Origin of the sequence: Streptomyces sp. NBC_01317 (assembly GCF_035961655.1) — a bacterium.
Classification (GTDB): Bacteria; Actinomycetota; Actinomycetes; order Streptomycetales; family Streptomycetaceae; genus Streptomyces.
Genome location: NZ_CP108393.1, coordinates 7,490,874 through 7,507,104 on the forward strand (window position 1 = coordinate 7,490,874; position 16,231 = coordinate 7,507,104).

The window sequence follows — 16,231 nt, forward strand, 5'->3', positions numbered from 1 at the left end:
GTCCGTCCCAAGCCGGCCAGGATGGGCCCGGCGGACGTGGTGCGCGTGGGCGGTTCCGGCCTGCGGTCCCGGCCGATGCGGGTCTTCCTGTCCGCGCTCGGCATCGCCATCGGCATCGCCGCCATGGTCTCGGTGGTGGGCATCTCCAGCTCGTCCACCGAGGGGCTCAACCGCAGGCTCGCCGCCCTCGGGACCAACCTGCTCACCGTCACCCCCGGGCAGTCGATCAGCGGCGACACCGCGCACCTGCCCGACGAGTCGATCGGCATGATCGGCGAGATCGGTGCCGTCGAGTCGGTGTCCGCCATCGGCAAGACGAGCGCGAAGGTCTATCGCAACGACCACATCCCCAAGGAGGAGACCGGCGGTCTCACCGTCAACGCGGCCCGTACGGACCTGCCGAAGAGCACCGGGGCGGAGATTGTGGACGGTCGGTGGCTGAACGCTGCCAACAGCCGCTATCCGGCGGCCGTCCTCGGTGCCAAGGCGGCCCAGCAGCTCGGCGTGCACGAGGCCGGCGAGGACGTCCAGGTGTGGATCGGCGGACGCTGGTTCACGGTGGTCGGCCTGCTCGCCGCCAACGAACTTCTGCCGGAGCTGGACTCCGCGGCCCTCGTGGGATGGCCGGTCGCCGAGGAACTCCTGAACTTCGACGGGTATCCGACGGCCGTCTACACCCGTACCGACGAATCCGCGGTCGCCGACGTGCAGGCCGTCCTCGGTGCCACCGCCAACCCCCAGAACCCCAGCGGCGTCAACGTCTCACGCCCCTCCGACGCCCTGGCCGCCAAGGAGGCCACCGACGACGCGCTCAGCGGACTGCTGCTGGGACTCGGCGGGGTGGCCCTGCTGGTGGGCGGTGTCGGTGTGGCCAACACGATGGTGATCTCCGTGCTGGAGCGCCGCTCCGAGATCGGCCTGCGCCGTTCCCTGGGTGCCACCCGGGGCCAGATCCGTACCCAGTTCCTGTCCGAGGCACTGCTCCTGTCCGCGCTCGGCGGACTCGGCGGCGTGCTGCTCGGCATCGGTGTCACGGCGGGCTACGCCGGTTACCAGGGCCTGCCGTCCGTCGTGCCGGTCTGGGCGATGGTCGGCGGCGTCGGCGCCACCCTTGTCATCGGCGGTCTCGCCGGCTTCTACCCGGCCGTACGCGCCGCCCGGCTGCCCCCTACGGAGGCCCTGGCCACCACCTGATACGGCGGTGCCCCTGCCGGCCACCCCCGCCCGGCCGGGGCATCGCTCCTGTTCGTGGCTCGCCCGACCCTTACACCCCCCTAGGAAACAGGGGGCGTAAGGGTCGCTCAGGCTTTGCGAGCAGGGGTGTCGATGTGCCGCAGGTGCTGTTAATTTCGGACACATCAGCGGAAGTACGACAACCGCTGAGATCTTTTGCACCACATCGTCAAGGGGGAGTCGAGAGCATTGGAAACTGGCTGGTTCCTGAGATCCCAGGCAAAGCGCTGTGAAGGTGCCGCACACGGGGTGCCGCGGCACGAAGACCTCACGCGGGCGGCGGCCTTCGGCCGTCCCGGCGACGGCGATTGAGAGGCGCCGGGATGGAACCCGAAGAGGAGGAACTCAATCAGCAGCCCGTCGTGGACATCGACATCGACACGCTCGACCTGTCGGGTTCGCCACGACTGGCCGGAGAGAGGCCGGAACACATTCAGATCCTGGCCGCGGTCCAGGATCCGCTGCCGCCCATCACGGTGCACCGGTCGACGATGCGTGTCATCGACGGCTTCCACCGGCTGAAGGCGACCCGCCTTCGGGGCGAACACACCATCGCCGCCAGGTTCTTCGACGGGGACGAGGCGGCGGCCTTCGTCCTGGCGGTGAAGCTGAACGTCGCCCACGGTCTGCCACTGACCCTGTCGGACCGCAAACGCGCCGCCGACCGCATCATCGTGACGCATCCCCAGTGGTCGGACCGACGGGTCGCCACCGTCACCGGGATCTCCCCGGGGACCGTCGGCGACCTCCGGCGCAGGATGAGCCCCGACATCGGGCCGAGCGGGCGCCGACTGGGCCAGGACGGCCGGCTGCGACCGGTCGACGGCAGTGTGGGGCGCCTCCAGGCACAGGAGCTGCTCGCCGCGAATCCGGGCCTGTCGTTGCGTCAGGTGGCCCATGCGGCGGGTATCTCCCCGGAGACGGCGCGCGACGTCCGCAACCGGCTGCGCAACGGCGAGGACCCGCTGCCGCGCAGACGCCGGGGAGCGGCGGACACCCTGGCCGACCGGCCCAGGGCCGCGCCGCTGGGGCTCGCCCGCACGGGCCGGCGTCCCCACGGGGGGCCGGTCCTGGACCGGGCCGCGCTCGTGAGGCGCCTGACGGCCGACCCGGCCCTGCGGTTCACGGACACGGGGCGCAACCTGCTGCGCCTCCTCGCGCTGCACACGGTGCGTGAGGAGGAATGGGATGCCATAGTCAACAACGTCCCTCCGCACTGCACGGACATCGTGGCCGACCTGGCCCGTCAGTTCGCCGACCTATGGTCGGAGTTCGCGGTCCGGGTCAGGGACGAGGTGCCGCAGACCGGCTGAGCGGGCCGGGGAACCGGGCGTCCGAGTGTCGAAAGCGGACGGTTGGACGCCCGGGTTTCCCGCCCGATCCGGGAACTCGGTGCCGGCAATTCAGGGCCGGCGCTGCGGGACCGGGAACAGGGGCCGGGGGTACGGGGAGGCCGCCACGGAATGTCGTGTGGCGGCCTCCCCGTACCCCCGGCCCCTGTTCGTTCTTCCCTGTTCAGTTCCCCGCCGGGTCAGGGCTGGAAGCCGCGCTGGCCCGTTCGCTCCATCTCCACGGCCTCGTACAACGCCTTGATGTTGGAGCTGCCGAAGGTCTCGGCGCCCTGCCGCTCGATGACCTCGAAGAACAGGGTGTGCCGCGGGTGGGTGGAGGCGGTGAAGATCTGGAACAGCTGCCCCCCGTGGTCGGCGTCCGCCAGCACGTGGGTGGCCCGCAGGTCCGCCAGTCGGCCCGGGGCCAGGGGGATGCGCTCGCCGAGCAGGTCGTAGTAGGTGGACGGCGTGTTCAGGAAGCTGACCCCGCGCCGTCCCAGCGCCCGTACGGAGCGGACCGCGTCCTCGGACGAGAACGCCACGTGCTGGACGCCGGCCCCCTGATGTCCCTTGAGGAACTCGTCGATCTGTCCGGGCTGCGCGGACGCGTCGGGCTGGATCAGCGTCAGGGTGACCGAGCCGGACGGACTCTGTACGACCTTCGAATCCATGGCCTGGGCGCCCACTACGATGTGCTCCTCGAAAACGTCGAGGAACCCCAGCACGCGCATGTAGTAGTCGACGGTGGGCCCCAGGTCGCCGGTGTTCAGGCAGACCGCGAAATGATCGATGTCCAGCAGGCCCACGTCGGCGGCGCCCTCGTCGGGGGCGCGCAGCGCCGGTACGAACCCCGACGGTAGCCCCGGGCCCTCCCCCGGAGCGCGCTGTACCAGCGTGTGTACGACATCGCCGAAGCCCTTGATCACGGCGCTGGCCCGGGGACCCCCCGCCGTGCCCGCGCCACCGTCCGCGTGCCGGGTCGGACCGCGGTGGCCCCGGGCGCCGTTGGCGACGGCGGCGGCGAACGCGGCTCCCACGTCCGCCGTACGCAGCGCGATGTCCGCGACGCCGTCGCCGTGCTCGGCGACGTAGGCGGAGGCGGGGTGGTGGTCCGAGGTCGCCTGGGTCAGGACGAGTGTGATCTGGCCATGGCGCAGGGCGACGCTGCGGTGGTCGGCCGAGCCGCCGGTGCCGGCGACGGTGAAGGCGTACCGGTCGACCCAGTCGAACACCGCCTCCTCCAGATGCCCGACGTACAGCTCGACATGGTCGACGGAGAGGTCGCCGAGCGGATCGGCGGCCCCGGTGCTGGATATGTCCCGCATGTGTCCCCCAACCGGAAAAGGAGCGAGTTTTCTGCACTGTAGGACGCGCCTCGTGGATCGGGCCACGAACACCGGGCGGTATTGGTTGGACACTCGGGGCCGGACACTCGGGACGGATGGTGGTGGTCGGAGAGAAAGGGATCGGTCGAACCCGTACCGGTATTCGTCCGCTCTGGTAGTCGGACAGGGCTGGTTCATAAACTCGTTCCGCATTTCGCTCGCACGTCGACGCCTTTTGGACGGAGTGATGTTCATGGTCCGCACGATGGCCGTCGTCGGTACGGGACTCATCGGAACGTCGGTGGCGCTGGCCGCGAGGCTGCGCGGGGTGACGGTCTTCTTGTCCGACCGCGACCCGCTGGCCGCGCGGACGGCGGCGGCGCTGGGGGCCGGGCTGGCGGAAGAGCCCGTCGGACCGGTGGACCTGGCGGTCCTCGCGGTGCCGCCCAGCATGGTCGGCGGGGTGCTGGCACGGGCCCAGCGCCGGTTTCTCGCCCGCAGTTACACCGATGTGGCCAGCGTGAAGTCCCTGCCGGTACGGATGGTGCTCAGCCAGGCTCCCGACCCGGCCCGCTTCGTCGGCGGGCACCCGATGGCGGGCCGTGAACGCTCCGGCCCGCTGGCCGCGCGGGCCGACCTGTTCCACGGCCGGCCCTGGGCGCTCACCCCGTCGGCGTGCACCTCGGACCTGGCGCTGACGTTCGCCAGGGAGTTGGTCGAACTGTGCGGCGGGGTCCCGGTGCTGACCCACGGCCGTGACCATGACGACGCGGTGGCCCTGACCTCGCACGTGCCGCACCTGGTGGCCAGCCTGATGGCCGCGCGTCTGCGCGAGGGGCCTGACGGGATGTCCCGGTTCGCCGGGCAGGGGGTGCGGGACGTCACCCGGATCGCGGGTGGCGACTCACGGCTGTGGGGCGACATTCTCCAGGCCAACGCCCCGGCCATCGTGGGGGTCGTCAGGGAGTTGCACACCGACCTGTCCCGGCTGGTGACGGCGTTCGAGCTGCTCGCGGAAGCGGATCCGGAAGCGGCTCCGGGAGCCCTGTCCGTGCCCGGACCCGGTCTCGGCCCTGGTGTCGCTGGCGGCGCCGAAGCCGGTGCCGGTGCCCGAGGCGGTGCCGATCGGGGGCTGGGGACGCTGCTGGATCTGCTCGACCGAGGCGTCGAGGGCCTGGCCGAGCTGCCCGCGAACCGGGCGGACGGCGCGGCCACCGGCGCCGGGATCCTGGTGGCCGTCCCGGGGCGTGCCGGTGCGCTGCCCGAACTGCTGCGCCGGGTGGGGGAGTTCGGCGTCATCCCGGAGGACACGGTGGTCCTGACGGCCGGGGGCGACGCGGCCGGCGGGGCGCTGGAGGTACGGGTACCGGTCTCGCCCGAGCTGGTGGCGCCCGTGCTCCGTATCCTCCGCGACGAGGGCTGGGCCGCCGAGCCGGCGGCGCCGCCCCGGTGCGCGGCCCCCGCCCCGGCCCCCACCCGGCGGCAGGCATTCCACAAGGTGGCCGCACGGCCTGCCGGAAGTTGAGGGTCGATAAAACGTACGGCATTTCCGTCGTGTGGGGAACTCGCCGTCAAGCCCCGTCCAAGTGCGCATTCCGGCCTGTTGGACAGCATTGTGACCCCGGTGGAAATCGTGTGATCCTGGCCGTCGAAATCAACGCGTCGAAATTCAATGTTCCGACCGTTTCCGCACGGAAAGGCGACGAAGGCAAGTGACCGGTATCAGTGCACGGAAACCGCGCAGCAAGCCGCGCATGTGGGGATGGACGTTCCGATGAGCACAAGCCTCGACCAGCTCGACCAGCTCGATGATCTCGACCGGCCCGAGTCGCTCGAACACCGCCCGGCCCTGACCGGGGACGGCTCCCTCAAGACGCCGTACCGGCCGCGGATCGTGGGCGTGGGCACCGCCGCGTCGCCCACCGTCTACACCCAGCAGGAGGTGCTCGACGCCTTCGGCATCACCGACCCGAAGATCGGCTCCGTCTTCCGCAACAGCGCCATCGACCGGCGCCATCTGACCCTGCCCGAACCCGGCGCCGACGGCGTCCGCCACCCGGAGCCGCAGGGCGACCTGCTGGACAAGCACAAGGCCATGGCCGTCGGCATGGGCGCCGAGGCGCTGCGCGCCTGCCTGAAGCGGGCCGGCGCCGAACTGTCCGACCTGCGTCACCTGTGCTGCGTGTCCTCCACCGGCTTCCTCACCCCCGGCCTGAGCGCCCTGCTGATCCGCGAACTGGGCATCGACCGCCATTGCAGCCGCAGCGACATCGTCGGCATGGGCTGCAACGCGGGCCTCAACGCGCTGAACGTCGTGGCCGGCTGGTCCGCCGCCCACCCCGGCGAACTCGCCGTGGTGCTCTGCGCCGAGGCCTGCTCCGCCGCGTACGCGATGGACTCCTCGATGCGTACGGCCGTCGTCAACAGCCTCTTCGGTGACGGATCCGGGGCCATCGCCCTCCTGTCGGGGGCCGGCGACGAGGTGTCGGGGGTCACGGAGGGTCCGACCGTCCTCAAGTTCGCCAGCTGCCTCATTCCCGAGGCGATCGACGCGATGCGCTACGACTGGGACCGCGAGCTGGACCGGTTCAGCTTCTACCTCGACCCGCAGATCCCGTACGTCGTCGGCGCCCACGCCGAGATCGTCATCGACCGCCTGCTCGCGGACACCGGCCTGCGCCGCAGCGACATCGGCCACTGGCTGGTGCACTCGGGCGGCAAGAAGGTCATCGACGCGGTCACCGTCAATCTGGGGCTGACCCGCCACGACCTGCGGCACACCACCGGAGTGCTCAGGGACTACGGCAATGTGTCGAGCGGCTCGTTCCTCTTCTCGTACGAACGGCTGCTCGACGAGCGGGTGACCAGGCCCGGAGACTACGGCGTGCTGATGACGATGGGACCGGGATCCACGCTGGAAACGGCGCTGGTCCAGTGGTGACGACGGGGGAGAACACCATGCGAGAAGCGAGCGACGTGAGTGCTGTGAACGCGGTGGGTGCGGTGAGCGACCCGAGCGGTGTACTGACACTGACCGTCGACGGGACCCGGCCGCTCACGGCCGGCACCGTCAAGGACCTGACCGTCCTGTGCGACCGGGCCGAGGACCGGGACACCGGGGGGACCGTCACCCTGCGCGTCACCGGAGCGCCAGGACCGGGCTGGACGGACACCTTGGACGTCGCGCTGGTCACAAAGTGGGAGCGGGTGCTGCGCCGGCTGGAGCGGCTGCCCGCCGGGACCGTCGCCCTCGCGACCGGCGACTGCGGCGGAGTGGCCCTCGACGTGTTCCTCGTCGCCGACATCCGCATCGCCACCCCGGACACCCGGCTGCTCGTGCCCTTCGACGGGGAGTCGACCTGGCCCGGCATGGCCACCTTCCGGCTCGTCCGGCTCGCCGGGGCCGCCCGGGTGCGCCGCAGTGTGCTCTTCGGCCATCCCCTCACCGCGTCCGAGGCGCTGGAGCTGGGCATCGCCGACGAAGTGGCCGAAGGCCCCGACGCGGCGGCCGCCGCCACGGAGCAGCTGATCGAAGAGCTGTCCGGCAAGGAACTGGCCATCCGGCGCCAGCTGTTGTTCGACGCGCAGCACACGAGCTTCGAAGAGGCCCTCGGCCCCCACCTGGCGGCCTGCGACCGTGCCTTGCGGCGCTCCGCCGCCGCCGAGGAGGCCGCATGACGACGGCGCCGCCCCTGCGCGGATCGACGCTCGACGGGTGGCACGCCCTGACCGAGGCGGTGGAACAGGCGGAGAGGACGCTGACCCCGCTACCGGCCCCCGCGCGGCGCACCGCCGCGCAGCGGGCCGTCGCCGACGCCGCGAAGAACCGGGCGCGCGCGGAGCGGGCCGGGTTCCTCCAGAGGCACGCCGACGCCGTCTACGACCGCCTCACCGACGGACGTACCCGCGAACCGCGCATCGACGAACTGGTCGCGGCGGCAGCGACCGCCTACCCCGGACTGGTGCCGACGGCGGAGCTGCTGGAGCGGGAGAACAGCCGGCCGCAGGCCGACAAGGAAGGCCACGAGATCGACCAGGGCATCTTCCTGCGGGCCGTCCTGCGCTCGCCCGTCGCCGGACCCCACCTCCTCGCGTCCATGCTGCGTCCCACGGACCGCGCACTCGCCCTGCTGCCGGAGTTCCGCCGGACGGGAACGGTCCGGATGAAGGCGGTACGGCTGGAGCGCCGCGACGGGGTCGCCCGGCTGACCCTGTGCCGGGACGACTGTCTCAACGCGGAGGACAACCAGCAGGTCGACGACATGGAGACCGCCGTCGACCTCGCCCTGCTCGACCCAGGCGTCCGGGTGGGCCTGGTGCGGGGCGGCGAGATGAGCCACCCCCGCTACCGGGGCAGGCGGATCTTCAGCGCGGGCATCAACCTGAAGAACCTCAGCTCCGGCGGTATCTCCCTGGTCGACTTCCTGCTGCGCCGCGAGCTGGGCTACGTCCACAAGCTGGTCCGTGGCATCCGGGTCGAAGGTCCCACCGCCTGGCACACGCCGTACGCGGAGAAGCCCTGGGTCGCCGCCGTCGACGGCTTCGCGATCGGCGGCGGCGCGCAGCTGCTCCTGGTCTTCGACCACGTCCTCGCCGCCTCGGACGCCTACTTCAGCCTTCCGGCGGCGAAGGAGGGGATCGTCCCCGGGGTCGCCAACTTCCGCCTCGGCCGCTCCACGGGACCACGGCTGTCCCGCCAGATCATCCTGGAGGGCCGCCGGGTCCGGGCGTCGGAACCGGCGGCCCGGCTGCTGGTCGACGAGGTCGTGGAGCCCGAGGAGTTGGACGCCGCCGTGGAACGCAGCCTGGCGCGGCTCGACGGTGAGGCGGTGTTGGTCAACCGGCACATGCTCAACCTCGCCGAGGAGCCGGTGGACGCCTTCCGCGCGTACATGGCCGAGTTCGCGTTCCAGCAGGCGCTGCGCCTGTACGGGGCCGATGTGATCGGCAAGGTGGGCAGGTTCGCGGCGGGCTCCTCGTGACGGCGGGCCGCGCCCCGGCCGACTGAGCGGTCCCTGCCCGGACCGGTCGGCGAGGGGCCGGGGGCCGGTCCGGGCTCCGAAGGGACCAGGACCGTGCTCCGACGAGATCAGGGCCGGGCCTCCGGCCGACGCGCGGGGAAGGAGTACACCGATGCCGATGGCGCACGTCAACGGAGTGGATCTCTGGTTCGAGGACCACGGTCGTGGTGAACCGGTGGTGATGGTGGCCGGAACGGGCGCGCCGGGCCGCGTCTGGCGCGCCCACCAGGTGCCCGCGCTGCGGAAGGCCGGCCTCCGGGTGATCACCGTCGACAACCGGGGCAGCGGGATGACCGTCGCCGGAGCCCGTCGGTTCACCCTGGACGACCTGGTCGCGGACGTCGCGGCCCTGATCGAGCACCTGGGGGAGGGGCCCTGCCGGGTGGTCGGCCACTCGCTGGGCGGTGTCATCGTGCAGGAACTTCTGCTGGCGCGCCCCGACCTCGTCAGCCGGGCGGTTCTCATGTCGAGCTGCGGCCGCGCGGACGAACTGATCAGGGCCATGGCCGCCGCCGACCTCGAACTCGCGCGCGGCGGCGTCAAGCTCCCGCCCGCCGTGGCCGCGTACCAGCTCGCGTTGCAGAACCTCGCCCCGCGCACGCTGAACGACGAGGCGAAGTTACGGGACTGGCTCGCCGTACTGGAGATGACCGCGCCCGACCCGGCGGCGCTCCGCCGGCAGCTCGGCCTGGAGGTGATCCCGAACCGCCTCGCGCACTACCGGGCGATCGACCGCCCCTGCCTGGTCATCGGCTTCCGGGACGACCTGGCCGTCCGCCCGCACCTGTCACGGGAACTCGCCGAGGCGATTCCGTGCGCCCGGTACACCGAGATACCCGACTGCGGCCACTACGGCTATCTGGAGCGACCCGACACGGTGAACGAGGTGCTGACCGACTTCCTGACGGCCTGAACGGCGGTAAGACCCGTACGCCGCCGTACGGTGCGGACCTGACGCACCGTACGGCTCCCCGGGCCGGCCGGTGAGGAGGGGCGGCTGATCAGTGGGCGCGCGCGTACTGCGGCGGGGTGTGCACCGTGCCGCCCAGTTCGCGGGCCGCGCGGCGGGCCCAGTACGGGTCGCGCAGCAGCTCCCTGCCGAGCAGCACCGCGTCCGCCTCGCCGTTGGCGACGATCTTCTCCGCCTGCTCCGGCTCGGTGATCAGGCCGACGGCCGTCACGGGCATCCGGGTCTCGGCCCTGACGCGGGCCGCGAACGGCACCTGGTAGCCGGGGCCGACCGTGATCCGGGCGTGCGCCGCGTTGCCCCCGCTGGACACGTCGAGCAGGTCCACGCCGTGCGCCAGCAGGTCGTCCGCCAGCCGTACCGTCTCGTCCACGGTCCAGCCGTCCTCGTCGAGCCAGTCGGTAGCCGAGATGCGGAAGAACACGGGCAGATCCTCGGGCCACTCCGCCCGGATCGCGTCCACGACCTCCAGGGCGAACCGCGTGCGGTTCTCGTACGAACCCCCGTAGGAATCCGTGCGCTTGTTGCTGTGCGGGGAGAGGAACTGGCCGACCAGGTAGCCGTGCGCGCCGTGCACCTCCACGACCTGGAACCCGGCCTCGCGGGCCCGCCGGGCCGCCGCCCCGAACTGCTCCACGATCTCCTGGATCTGCTCCACCGTCAGCTCGGCCGGCACCGGATACCCGTCCGTGAAGGGCAAGGGGCTCGGCGCGAGGACCTCCCAGCCGTTGGAGTCGGGGGCGACCGGGCCGCCGCCCTTCCAGGGCCGGTCCGTCGATGCTTTCCGCCCGGCGTGGGCGAGCTGGATGCCCGGGACCGTCCCCTGCGAGGCGAGGAAGCGGGTGATCCGGCGGAACGCCTCGACCTGCGTGTCGTTCCAGATGCCGACGTCGGCGGGGCTGATCCGGCCCTCCGGGCTGACGGCCGTGGCCTCGACGAGGATCAGCCCCGTACCGCCGATGGCCCGGGAGGCGAGGTGAGCGAAGTGCCAGTCACGGGGCACGCCCGCGTCCGGGCCCGTCTCCTCGGCGGAGTACTGGCACATGGGTGCCATCCACACGCGGTTGGGGATGGTCAGCGACCGCAGGGTGTACGGCTCGAACAGTGCGCTCACGGGGGACTCCAGTCGGACGTGACGGGCGGCGGGATGGCGCTACTACGATACGCATCGTAGTAAGGCGAATGTCAAACTACGAGAATCCTCGTACAATGGGATTCCCGACGAAGTGGAGCCGCAGATGAGTGCCGCGAGCAGCACGCGCGAACTGGTTCATCCCCTGCGCGCGGAGATCCGTCTCGAGGGCGTTCTGCATGCGTTGTCCGATCCGCTGCGGCTGAGCATCGTCAGGGATCTGGCGTGTGCGGAGGGGGAGTTGACCTGCTCGCAGATCCCGCTGCCGATCACCAAGTCGACGACGACGTATCACTTCCGGGTGCTGCGGGAGAGTGGGGTGATCCACCAGATCTATCGGGGCACGGCGAAGATGAACGGGCTTCGGCGGCGGGATCTGGACGTGCTGTTCCCTGGCCTGCTGGACAGTGTCCTGGGCGCGGCGGCTGCCCAGGCGGTGCGGCTTGGTGGGGCGTGAGTGTGTTGCCTCTGCCGGTGTTCGTTGCGCTTCCTGCTTGTCCTCGCGCCGGACGGGCGTCTGCGCCCCGGTGGTGGGCGCGGGTTACTGATGTCCTCAATCGCCGGACGGGCTTGGGTTTGTCGTGGTGGCGGGGGGTGGGGCCTGCGGAGGTACGTATGTCCGGACTGCATGTTTTACGGCGCGTTCGGGGGACCCCGGACATTCACGTTCGCCATGCGCCACAAAACACGCTTTACGTCCGGACACACGCACCTCCTCCGACCCCACCCCCCTCACGCCGAGGGTGAGCTGAACGACCCCCCGCTGCGGGGTGGGTCAGTTTCCGCCGGTGGGCGGTGTCGCTTACTGATGTCCTCAATCGCCGGACGGGCTGGATGGTGCCCCCGGTGCCCTCCAACGCCGGACGGGCCGGGTTGTTTTGGCGCGGGCGTGGAAGGGGGACGGGCAGGGGTCGTGTCCGGAACGTAGAGCGTGTTTTGTGTCGCGTGGCTACCGTGAATGTCCGAAGTCCCCGAACGCGACGTAAAACATGCAGTGCAGGACACGACCCCTGCCCGGCCCCCGGCAACAACCCGCACCCAGCCCACCGGGCCGCAGCGGGCACAACCAAGCCCGTCCGGCGATTGAGGACAATCAGTAAGCCGCACCCGCCCGCACCGGGCAGACGCCACAAACAAAGCCCGTCCGGCGATTGAGGACAAGCAGGAAGCGCAACGAACAGCGCGCGGAGCGATGCGCCGACAGGGTGCCGTCACCCCACCCCCGTGCGTGCCGTGGCAATAAGGACGGATTGCCTGATTAAGTTGTGAACGTGTCGGAACGCAGATGGATGTCCGCCCAGGAACCCGATGAATCCGAACCGAACGACCCCGAGACGGCCGCATGGCCCGTCTGGGAGGTGCAGGGATACGGCACCGTCACCACGGCCGGAGACCCCCTGGCGGGCCCGGCGCGGCGGGAGATCCGGCCGCCGTGGGTGGACATCCGGCTTACCTTCGCCGACGGCGCCCGGATCGACGTACTGGCCGTGGTGCACGAAGGGCGCATCGCCATCGAGGACGCGCAGGCCGACCCCCCACTGGCCCTGGAAGGGTTCGCGGCACTCGCGGGGGTGATCGAGGCGCCGTTGCAGGACGCGTGCAAGGTGGTGGTGGGGCAGGAGGGCACCCCGGTGCCCGAGCCTTCGCCGGCCCCCGAGCCGGCCGCCGCCGAGCCGGCCGCCCCGGAGCCGCCCGTACCCGACGTGCCGGACCCCCCGGCGGGAGGTGAAACGGAACCCGGGCCCGAGCCCGCGGAGGGCGGCGCCGCATCGAGCCCTCAGCTCGGCGGACGCCACCGCGCCGACCCTGCCACCTCCCGCCGCGCCCCCGGCCGCCGCACCGTCGCAGACATCTACCGCGCGGCCCAGCGCGACGGCCTGGACCCGGTGCTCGCCGTCATGTCCGCCACCGGATTCAGCCGGCGCAAGTCACTCAGGCTGATCGCGGGCGCCCGCGACGAGGGACACCTGTCACCCCGTCACCACCGCCGCTGACCGGCAGGAGCAGGGCGGGACCACACCAGAACAGGGCAGGGCGCGCGACAGGACCACGGCAGGACGCCGCCGAACACCCCCCGGGCCCCTCAGAGCGCCCGCATCCGCGCCATCTCCGACGTCTGCTGCGCGATGACATCGCCGGCCATCTCCTCGACCAGCACGTTGTTGCCCGACGACAACGCCTCCGTCGCCATCGTGATCGCCCCCTGGTGGTGCGTGATCATCAGCGTCAGGAAAAGCTCGTCGAACGCCTTGCCCTTCGACGCGCGCAGCTGGTCCAGCTGCGCCTCGGTCGCCATGCCCGGCATCGGGCCATGGTCATGTCCTGACGTCTTCTTTACCCCACCGTTGATTTCCAGCCATCCGGCCATCGCGTCGATCTCGGGCTTCTGGGCCGAGGCGATGCGTTCGGCCAGCCGCTTCACGGAGGTCGAAGCCGCTCTCTTCGGGACAAGTTCGGTCATCTTCAGCGCCTGCGTGTGATGCACGATCATCATCTGCGCGTAGGTGAAATCAGCCGAGTTGGGGCTGTCGTCCGGTGCGGCCTTGAGCGCCTCCTCGGGCGACAGGGTCTTCGCCGGTTCGCCCGGCTTTCCCGGTGCCACCACCTCAAGTCCCTTGTCTGCTTTGAACTTTGACGCGCCAGAAGCACTGTCGTCGCCCGAGTCGCAGGCTCCCAGGGCGAGTACGGCGACGGCGACGGCCGTCGCGACGGCGGCCACGCGGGAACGCGGGTTCCTGCGGCGGATCAACACAGCTACCTCCTGCGGCACATGATCTCGAAGAGACGAAGAAGAGACTAGAAGAGACTCCGTACTAACACGCTTCCGCAACCAAGTGATCAAAAACTTTCATTACGTCTCTGTTGCCATCTGTTGAGATGTACATGGGAGGGACGATACTGCCGTGGTCTGTAAGCCGTTCAACTCTGAACGGATGAAAGGGAGGACGCAGTGACCTCGTTGCACACCACCCGCGTGCGGCGGAGACGTCTGGGCGTGGCGGCAGCCGCAGCCGGGCTTTTCGCCACCCTGCTCGTAGCAGGGCCCGCGGTCGCCACACCCGACCCAGGTGACACATCCGCTCCGGCGAAGATCTCGGCCGCCGCCGTCGCCGACGCGACTGCCGCGATCAAGAGCGGTGAGATACCCGGCGTGGACGAGATCGTCCACAGCAGCAACATCAAGCACCTGAGCAACACCCCCAAGGACGCGCTCGCCGGGACCAACTCGGACCTCGCGTTCCAGGGCAAGTACGCCTTCGCGGGCAACTACGACGGCTTCCGGATCTTCGACCTCAGCAACCCGAAGGCCCCCAAGACCGTCGCGCAGGTCCTCTGCCCCGGTTCCCAGAACGACATCACCGTCTCCGGGGATCTCCTCTTCCTGTCGACCGACTCCTCACGCAGTGACAACTCCTGCTCCAGCGTGACGCAGCCGGCCTCGGAGAAGTCCTCCTGGGAGGGCATGAAGATCTTCGACATCAGCGACAAGCGGAACCCGAAGTACGTCGCCGCTGTCGAGACCGCGTGCGGCTCGCACACCCACACGCTGGTGCCCGAGCGCAAGGACGTGTACATCTACGTCTCCTCGTACTCGCCCAGCGCCAGCTTCCCGGACTGCCAGCCGCCGCACGACGGCATCACCGTCATCAAGGTGCCGCGCAAGGCCCCCGAGAAGTCGTCGATCGTGAACTTCCCGCTGCTCTTCCCGGACGGCGGCAACCCGGGCGGGACCACCAACCCGGGCGTCTCCACGACCTCCGGCTGCCACGACATCACCGTGCTGCCCTCCAAGGACCTGGCCGCCGGCGCCTGCATGGGTGACGGCATCCTCCTCGACATCAAGAACCCGGCGCGGCCCAAGGTCATCGACCGCGTCCAGGACAACGTCAACTTCGCGTTCTGGCACTCGGCCACCTTCAACCAGGACGCCGACAAGGTCGTCTTCACCGACGAGCTGGGCGGCGGCGGCGCCGCCACCTGCAACGAGGCGATCGGCCCGAACAAGGGCGCCGACGGCATCTACGACATCGTGGGCCGCGGCGACCACCGCAAGCTGGTCTTCCGCAGCTACTACAAGATCCCCCGCTACCAGGCGAGCACCGAGAACTGCGTCGCCCACAACGGCTCGATCATCCCGGTCAAGGGCCGCGACATCATGGTCCAGGCGTGGTACCAGGGCGGCATATCCGTCTGGGACTTCACCAACTCGTCGCGTCCCACCGAGATCGGCTACTTCGAGCGCGGTCCCCTCTCCGCCACCACCAACGCGACCGGCGGTTCCTGGTCCGCGTACTACTACAACGGCTACATCTACTCCAACGACATCGCCAAGGGCTTCGACGTACTGAAGCTCGACGACCGCAGGACGGACCCCGCGAAGCGCGTGCGCCTCGACGAGCTCAACGTCCAGACGCAGCCCGACTACTTCGACCGCGACGACCACCACGACCACCACGACGACTGAGGTCGCCGCGGGGTGATGCCCCGATCCGTTCCGCCGGGCGGTCAGCCGCCCGGCGGGACGCCGAGCTCCCACGCCAGCCCGTAGCGCGTGAACAGCTCGTCGCGCAGCCGCTGCCGGGGCATCGGAGCCCCCGGTATCAGGACGGCGAAGACCGCGCCCATCAGCAGGGCGCGCAACAGCGGATAGTCGCTGTCCACGTCCGGTGAGCCGTACCGCACCACCGTCTCGCGCAGCAGCTGCGCGAGACGCTGCTGTTCCGGGCACTGTACGAAGCCCTCGGCCTGGAGAATTCCGGCCATGTGAGCCCGCATCAGGACAGGGCTGTCGACGGCCAGTCCGAGGATCGCGTCGATCGCGCGCGCCAGCAGCTCGGGGCCGTCGTCCGTACGCGGCTCGCGCTCCAGCCCCGCCTCCAGCGTGCGGTGCATCAGCCGGTGGACCGCGGACTGGAAGAGCTGGCGCTTGCTGGGGAAGTAGTACGACACCAGACCCCGCGCGGTACCGGCCCGGTCGGCGATGTCGGCGATCTTCGTGGCCTCGTAACCGCGCTCGGCGACCAATTCCACCGTGGCTTGCAGCAGTCGATCCCGGGATCGCCGACGCAGCTCTTCATTGACCGATGCGCTCCGCGGGGACATGCTGGACTCCTGCGTTGACTGGCTTTCAACCAGTATACTCAGAGCGTCCTGCCACAGGCCTCTTTGTGCCTGGTCAGCGGGGCTGCCGCCTGCCTTGGGCGACGCGGGGGATCGCCCGA

At 70.4% G+C, this 16,231-nt stretch carries 14 protein-coding genes; 10 read left to right on the forward strand and 4 right to left on the reverse strand.

The genetic code is table 11. The annotated features are described in order from the left end of the window. Positions 1-21 precede the first annotated feature (21 nt). Positions 22-1,194: an ABC transporter permease gene (locus tag OG349_RS32330; RefSeq protein ID WP_327238812.1), complete on the forward strand. Its 1,173-nt coding sequence runs from the start codon at positions 22-24 to the stop codon at positions 1,192-1,194. A gap of 362 nt (positions 1,195-1,556) precedes the next feature. Continuing rightward, entirely contained in the window at positions 1,557-2,546 is a 990-nt protein-coding gene (locus tag OG349_RS32335; RefSeq protein WP_327237960.1) for a ParB/RepB/Spo0J family partition protein, read from the forward strand. Between the two features lie 218 nt (positions 2,547-2,764). Here OG349_RS32335 and hppD read toward each other — a convergent pair whose 3' ends face one another. Continuing rightward, the gene (hppD, locus tag OG349_RS32340; protein ID WP_327237961.1) at positions 2,765-3,889 is read right to left on the reverse strand and encodes a 4-hydroxyphenylpyruvate dioxygenase; all 1,125 of its coding nucleotides are present in this window, start codon (positions 3,887-3,889) and stop codon (positions 2,765-2,767) included. Positions 3,890-4,142: 253 nt separating this feature from the next. Between hppD and OG349_RS32345 the strand changes: the two genes are divergently transcribed. From OG349_RS32345 to OG349_RS32365, 5 genes are all read left to right on the forward strand, one after another. Continuing rightward, positions 4,143-5,414 carry a prephenate dehydrogenase gene (locus tag OG349_RS32345; RefSeq protein ID WP_327237962.1) on the forward strand — a complete coding sequence of 424 codons (1,272 nt, stop codon included), beginning with the start codon at positions 4,143-4,145 and terminating at the stop codon, positions 5,412-5,414. Positions 5,415-5,663: 249 nt separating this feature from the next. Continuing rightward, a complete protein-coding gene (gene dpgA / locus OG349_RS32350) occupies positions 5,664-6,830 on the forward strand; it encodes a 3,5-dihydroxyphenylacetyl-CoA synthase DpgA (RefSeq protein WP_327237963.1) in 1,167 nt (388 codons plus the stop codon). Between the two features lie 35 nt (positions 6,831-6,865). Next, a complete protein-coding gene (gene dpgB, locus OG349_RS32355; RefSeq protein WP_327237964.1) occupies positions 6,866-7,567 on the forward strand; it encodes an enoyl-CoA-hydratase DpgB in 702 nt (233 codons plus the stop codon). Then, on the forward strand, positions 7,564-8,871 hold the full coding sequence (gene dpgC / locus OG349_RS32360; protein WP_327237965.1) for a (3,5-dihydroxyphenyl)acetyl-CoA 1,2-dioxygenase DpgC: 1,308 nt from the start codon (positions 7,564-7,566) through the stop codon (positions 8,869-8,871). The genes dpgB and dpgC overlap by 4 nt, the downstream gene beginning before the upstream one ends. 151 nt (positions 8,872-9,022) lie before the next feature. Continuing rightward, positions 9,023-9,823, forward strand: coding sequence for an alpha/beta fold hydrolase (locus tag OG349_RS32365; protein ID WP_327237966.1), 801 nt, complete (start codon positions 9,023-9,025; stop codon positions 9,821-9,823). Between the two features lie 88 nt (positions 9,824-9,911). Here the strand turns inward: OG349_RS32365 and OG349_RS32370 are convergent, their stop codons facing one another. Then, positions 9,912-10,991, reverse strand: coding sequence for an NADH:flavin oxidoreductase/NADH oxidase (locus tag OG349_RS32370; RefSeq protein WP_327237967.1), 1,080 nt, complete (start codon positions 10,989-10,991; stop codon positions 9,912-9,914). A 124-nt stretch (positions 10,992-11,115) separates the two neighbouring features. Between OG349_RS32370 and OG349_RS32375 the strand changes: the two genes are divergently transcribed. Both OG349_RS32375 and OG349_RS32380 read left to right on the forward strand, forming a co-directional pair. Continuing rightward, entirely contained in the window at positions 11,116-11,466 is a 351-nt protein-coding gene (locus OG349_RS32375; RefSeq protein ID WP_327237968.1) for an ArsR/SmtB family transcription factor, read from the forward strand. An 814-nt stretch (positions 11,467-12,280) separates the two neighbouring features. Next, positions 12,281-13,003, forward strand: coding sequence for a DUF6214 family protein (locus OG349_RS32380; protein WP_327237969.1), 723 nt, complete (start codon positions 12,281-12,283; stop codon positions 13,001-13,003). Positions 13,004-13,092: 89 nt separating this feature from the next. On the opposite strand, the gene OG349_RS32385 is transcribed toward OG349_RS32380, so the two are convergent. Continuing rightward, the gene (locus tag OG349_RS32385; RefSeq protein WP_327237970.1) at positions 13,093-13,761 is read right to left on the reverse strand and encodes a DUF305 domain-containing protein; all 669 of its coding nucleotides are present in this window, start codon (positions 13,759-13,761) and stop codon (positions 13,093-13,095) included. A gap of 198 nt (positions 13,762-13,959) precedes the next feature. On the opposite strand from OG349_RS32385, the gene OG349_RS32390 reads away from it, so the two are divergent. Next, positions 13,960-15,474 carry an LVIVD repeat-containing protein gene (locus tag OG349_RS32390; RefSeq protein WP_327237971.1) on the forward strand — a complete coding sequence of 505 codons (1,515 nt, stop codon included), beginning with the start codon at positions 13,960-13,962 and terminating at the stop codon, positions 15,472-15,474. 41 nt (positions 15,475-15,515) lie between these two features. Here the strand turns inward: OG349_RS32390 and OG349_RS32395 are convergent, their stop codons facing one another. Further along, positions 15,516-16,112, reverse strand: a complete 597-nt coding sequence (locus tag OG349_RS32395) for a TetR/AcrR family transcriptional regulator (RefSeq protein ID WP_327237972.1) — start codon at positions 16,110-16,112, stop codon at positions 15,516-15,518. Between the last annotated feature and the right edge of the window lie 119 nt (positions 16,113-16,231).

Coding starts and splice junctions, on each gene's coding strand:
- hppD (WP_327237961.1), bottom strand. CDS start 3,889: ATGCGGGACATATCCAGCACCGGGGCCGCCGATCCGCTCGGCGACCTC.
- OG349_RS32330 (WP_327238812.1), top strand. CDS start 22: ATGGGCCCGGCGGACGTGGTGCGCGTGGGCGGTTCCGGCCTGCGGTCC.
- OG349_RS32345 (WP_327237962.1), top strand. CDS start 4,143: ATGGTCCGCACGATGGCCGTCGTCGGTACGGGACTCATCGGAACGTCG.
- OG349_RS32335 (WP_327237960.1), top strand. CDS start 1,557: ATGGAACCCGAAGAGGAGGAACTCAATCAGCAGCCCGTCGTGGACATC.
- OG349_RS32395 (WP_327237972.1), bottom strand. CDS start 16,112: ATGTCCCCGCGGAGCGCATCGGTCAATGAAGAGCTGCGTCGGCGATCC.
- dpgA (WP_327237963.1), top strand. CDS start 5,664: ATGAGCACAAGCCTCGACCAGCTCGACCAGCTCGATGATCTCGACCGG.
- OG349_RS32365 (WP_327237966.1), top strand. CDS start 9,023: ATGCCGATGGCGCACGTCAACGGAGTGGATCTCTGGTTCGAGGACCAC.
- dpgC (WP_327237965.1), top strand. CDS start 7,564: ATGACGACGGCGCCGCCCCTGCGCGGATCGACGCTCGACGGGTGGCAC.
- OG349_RS32375 (WP_327237968.1), top strand. CDS start 11,116: ATGAGTGCCGCGAGCAGCACGCGCGAACTGGTTCATCCCCTGCGCGCG.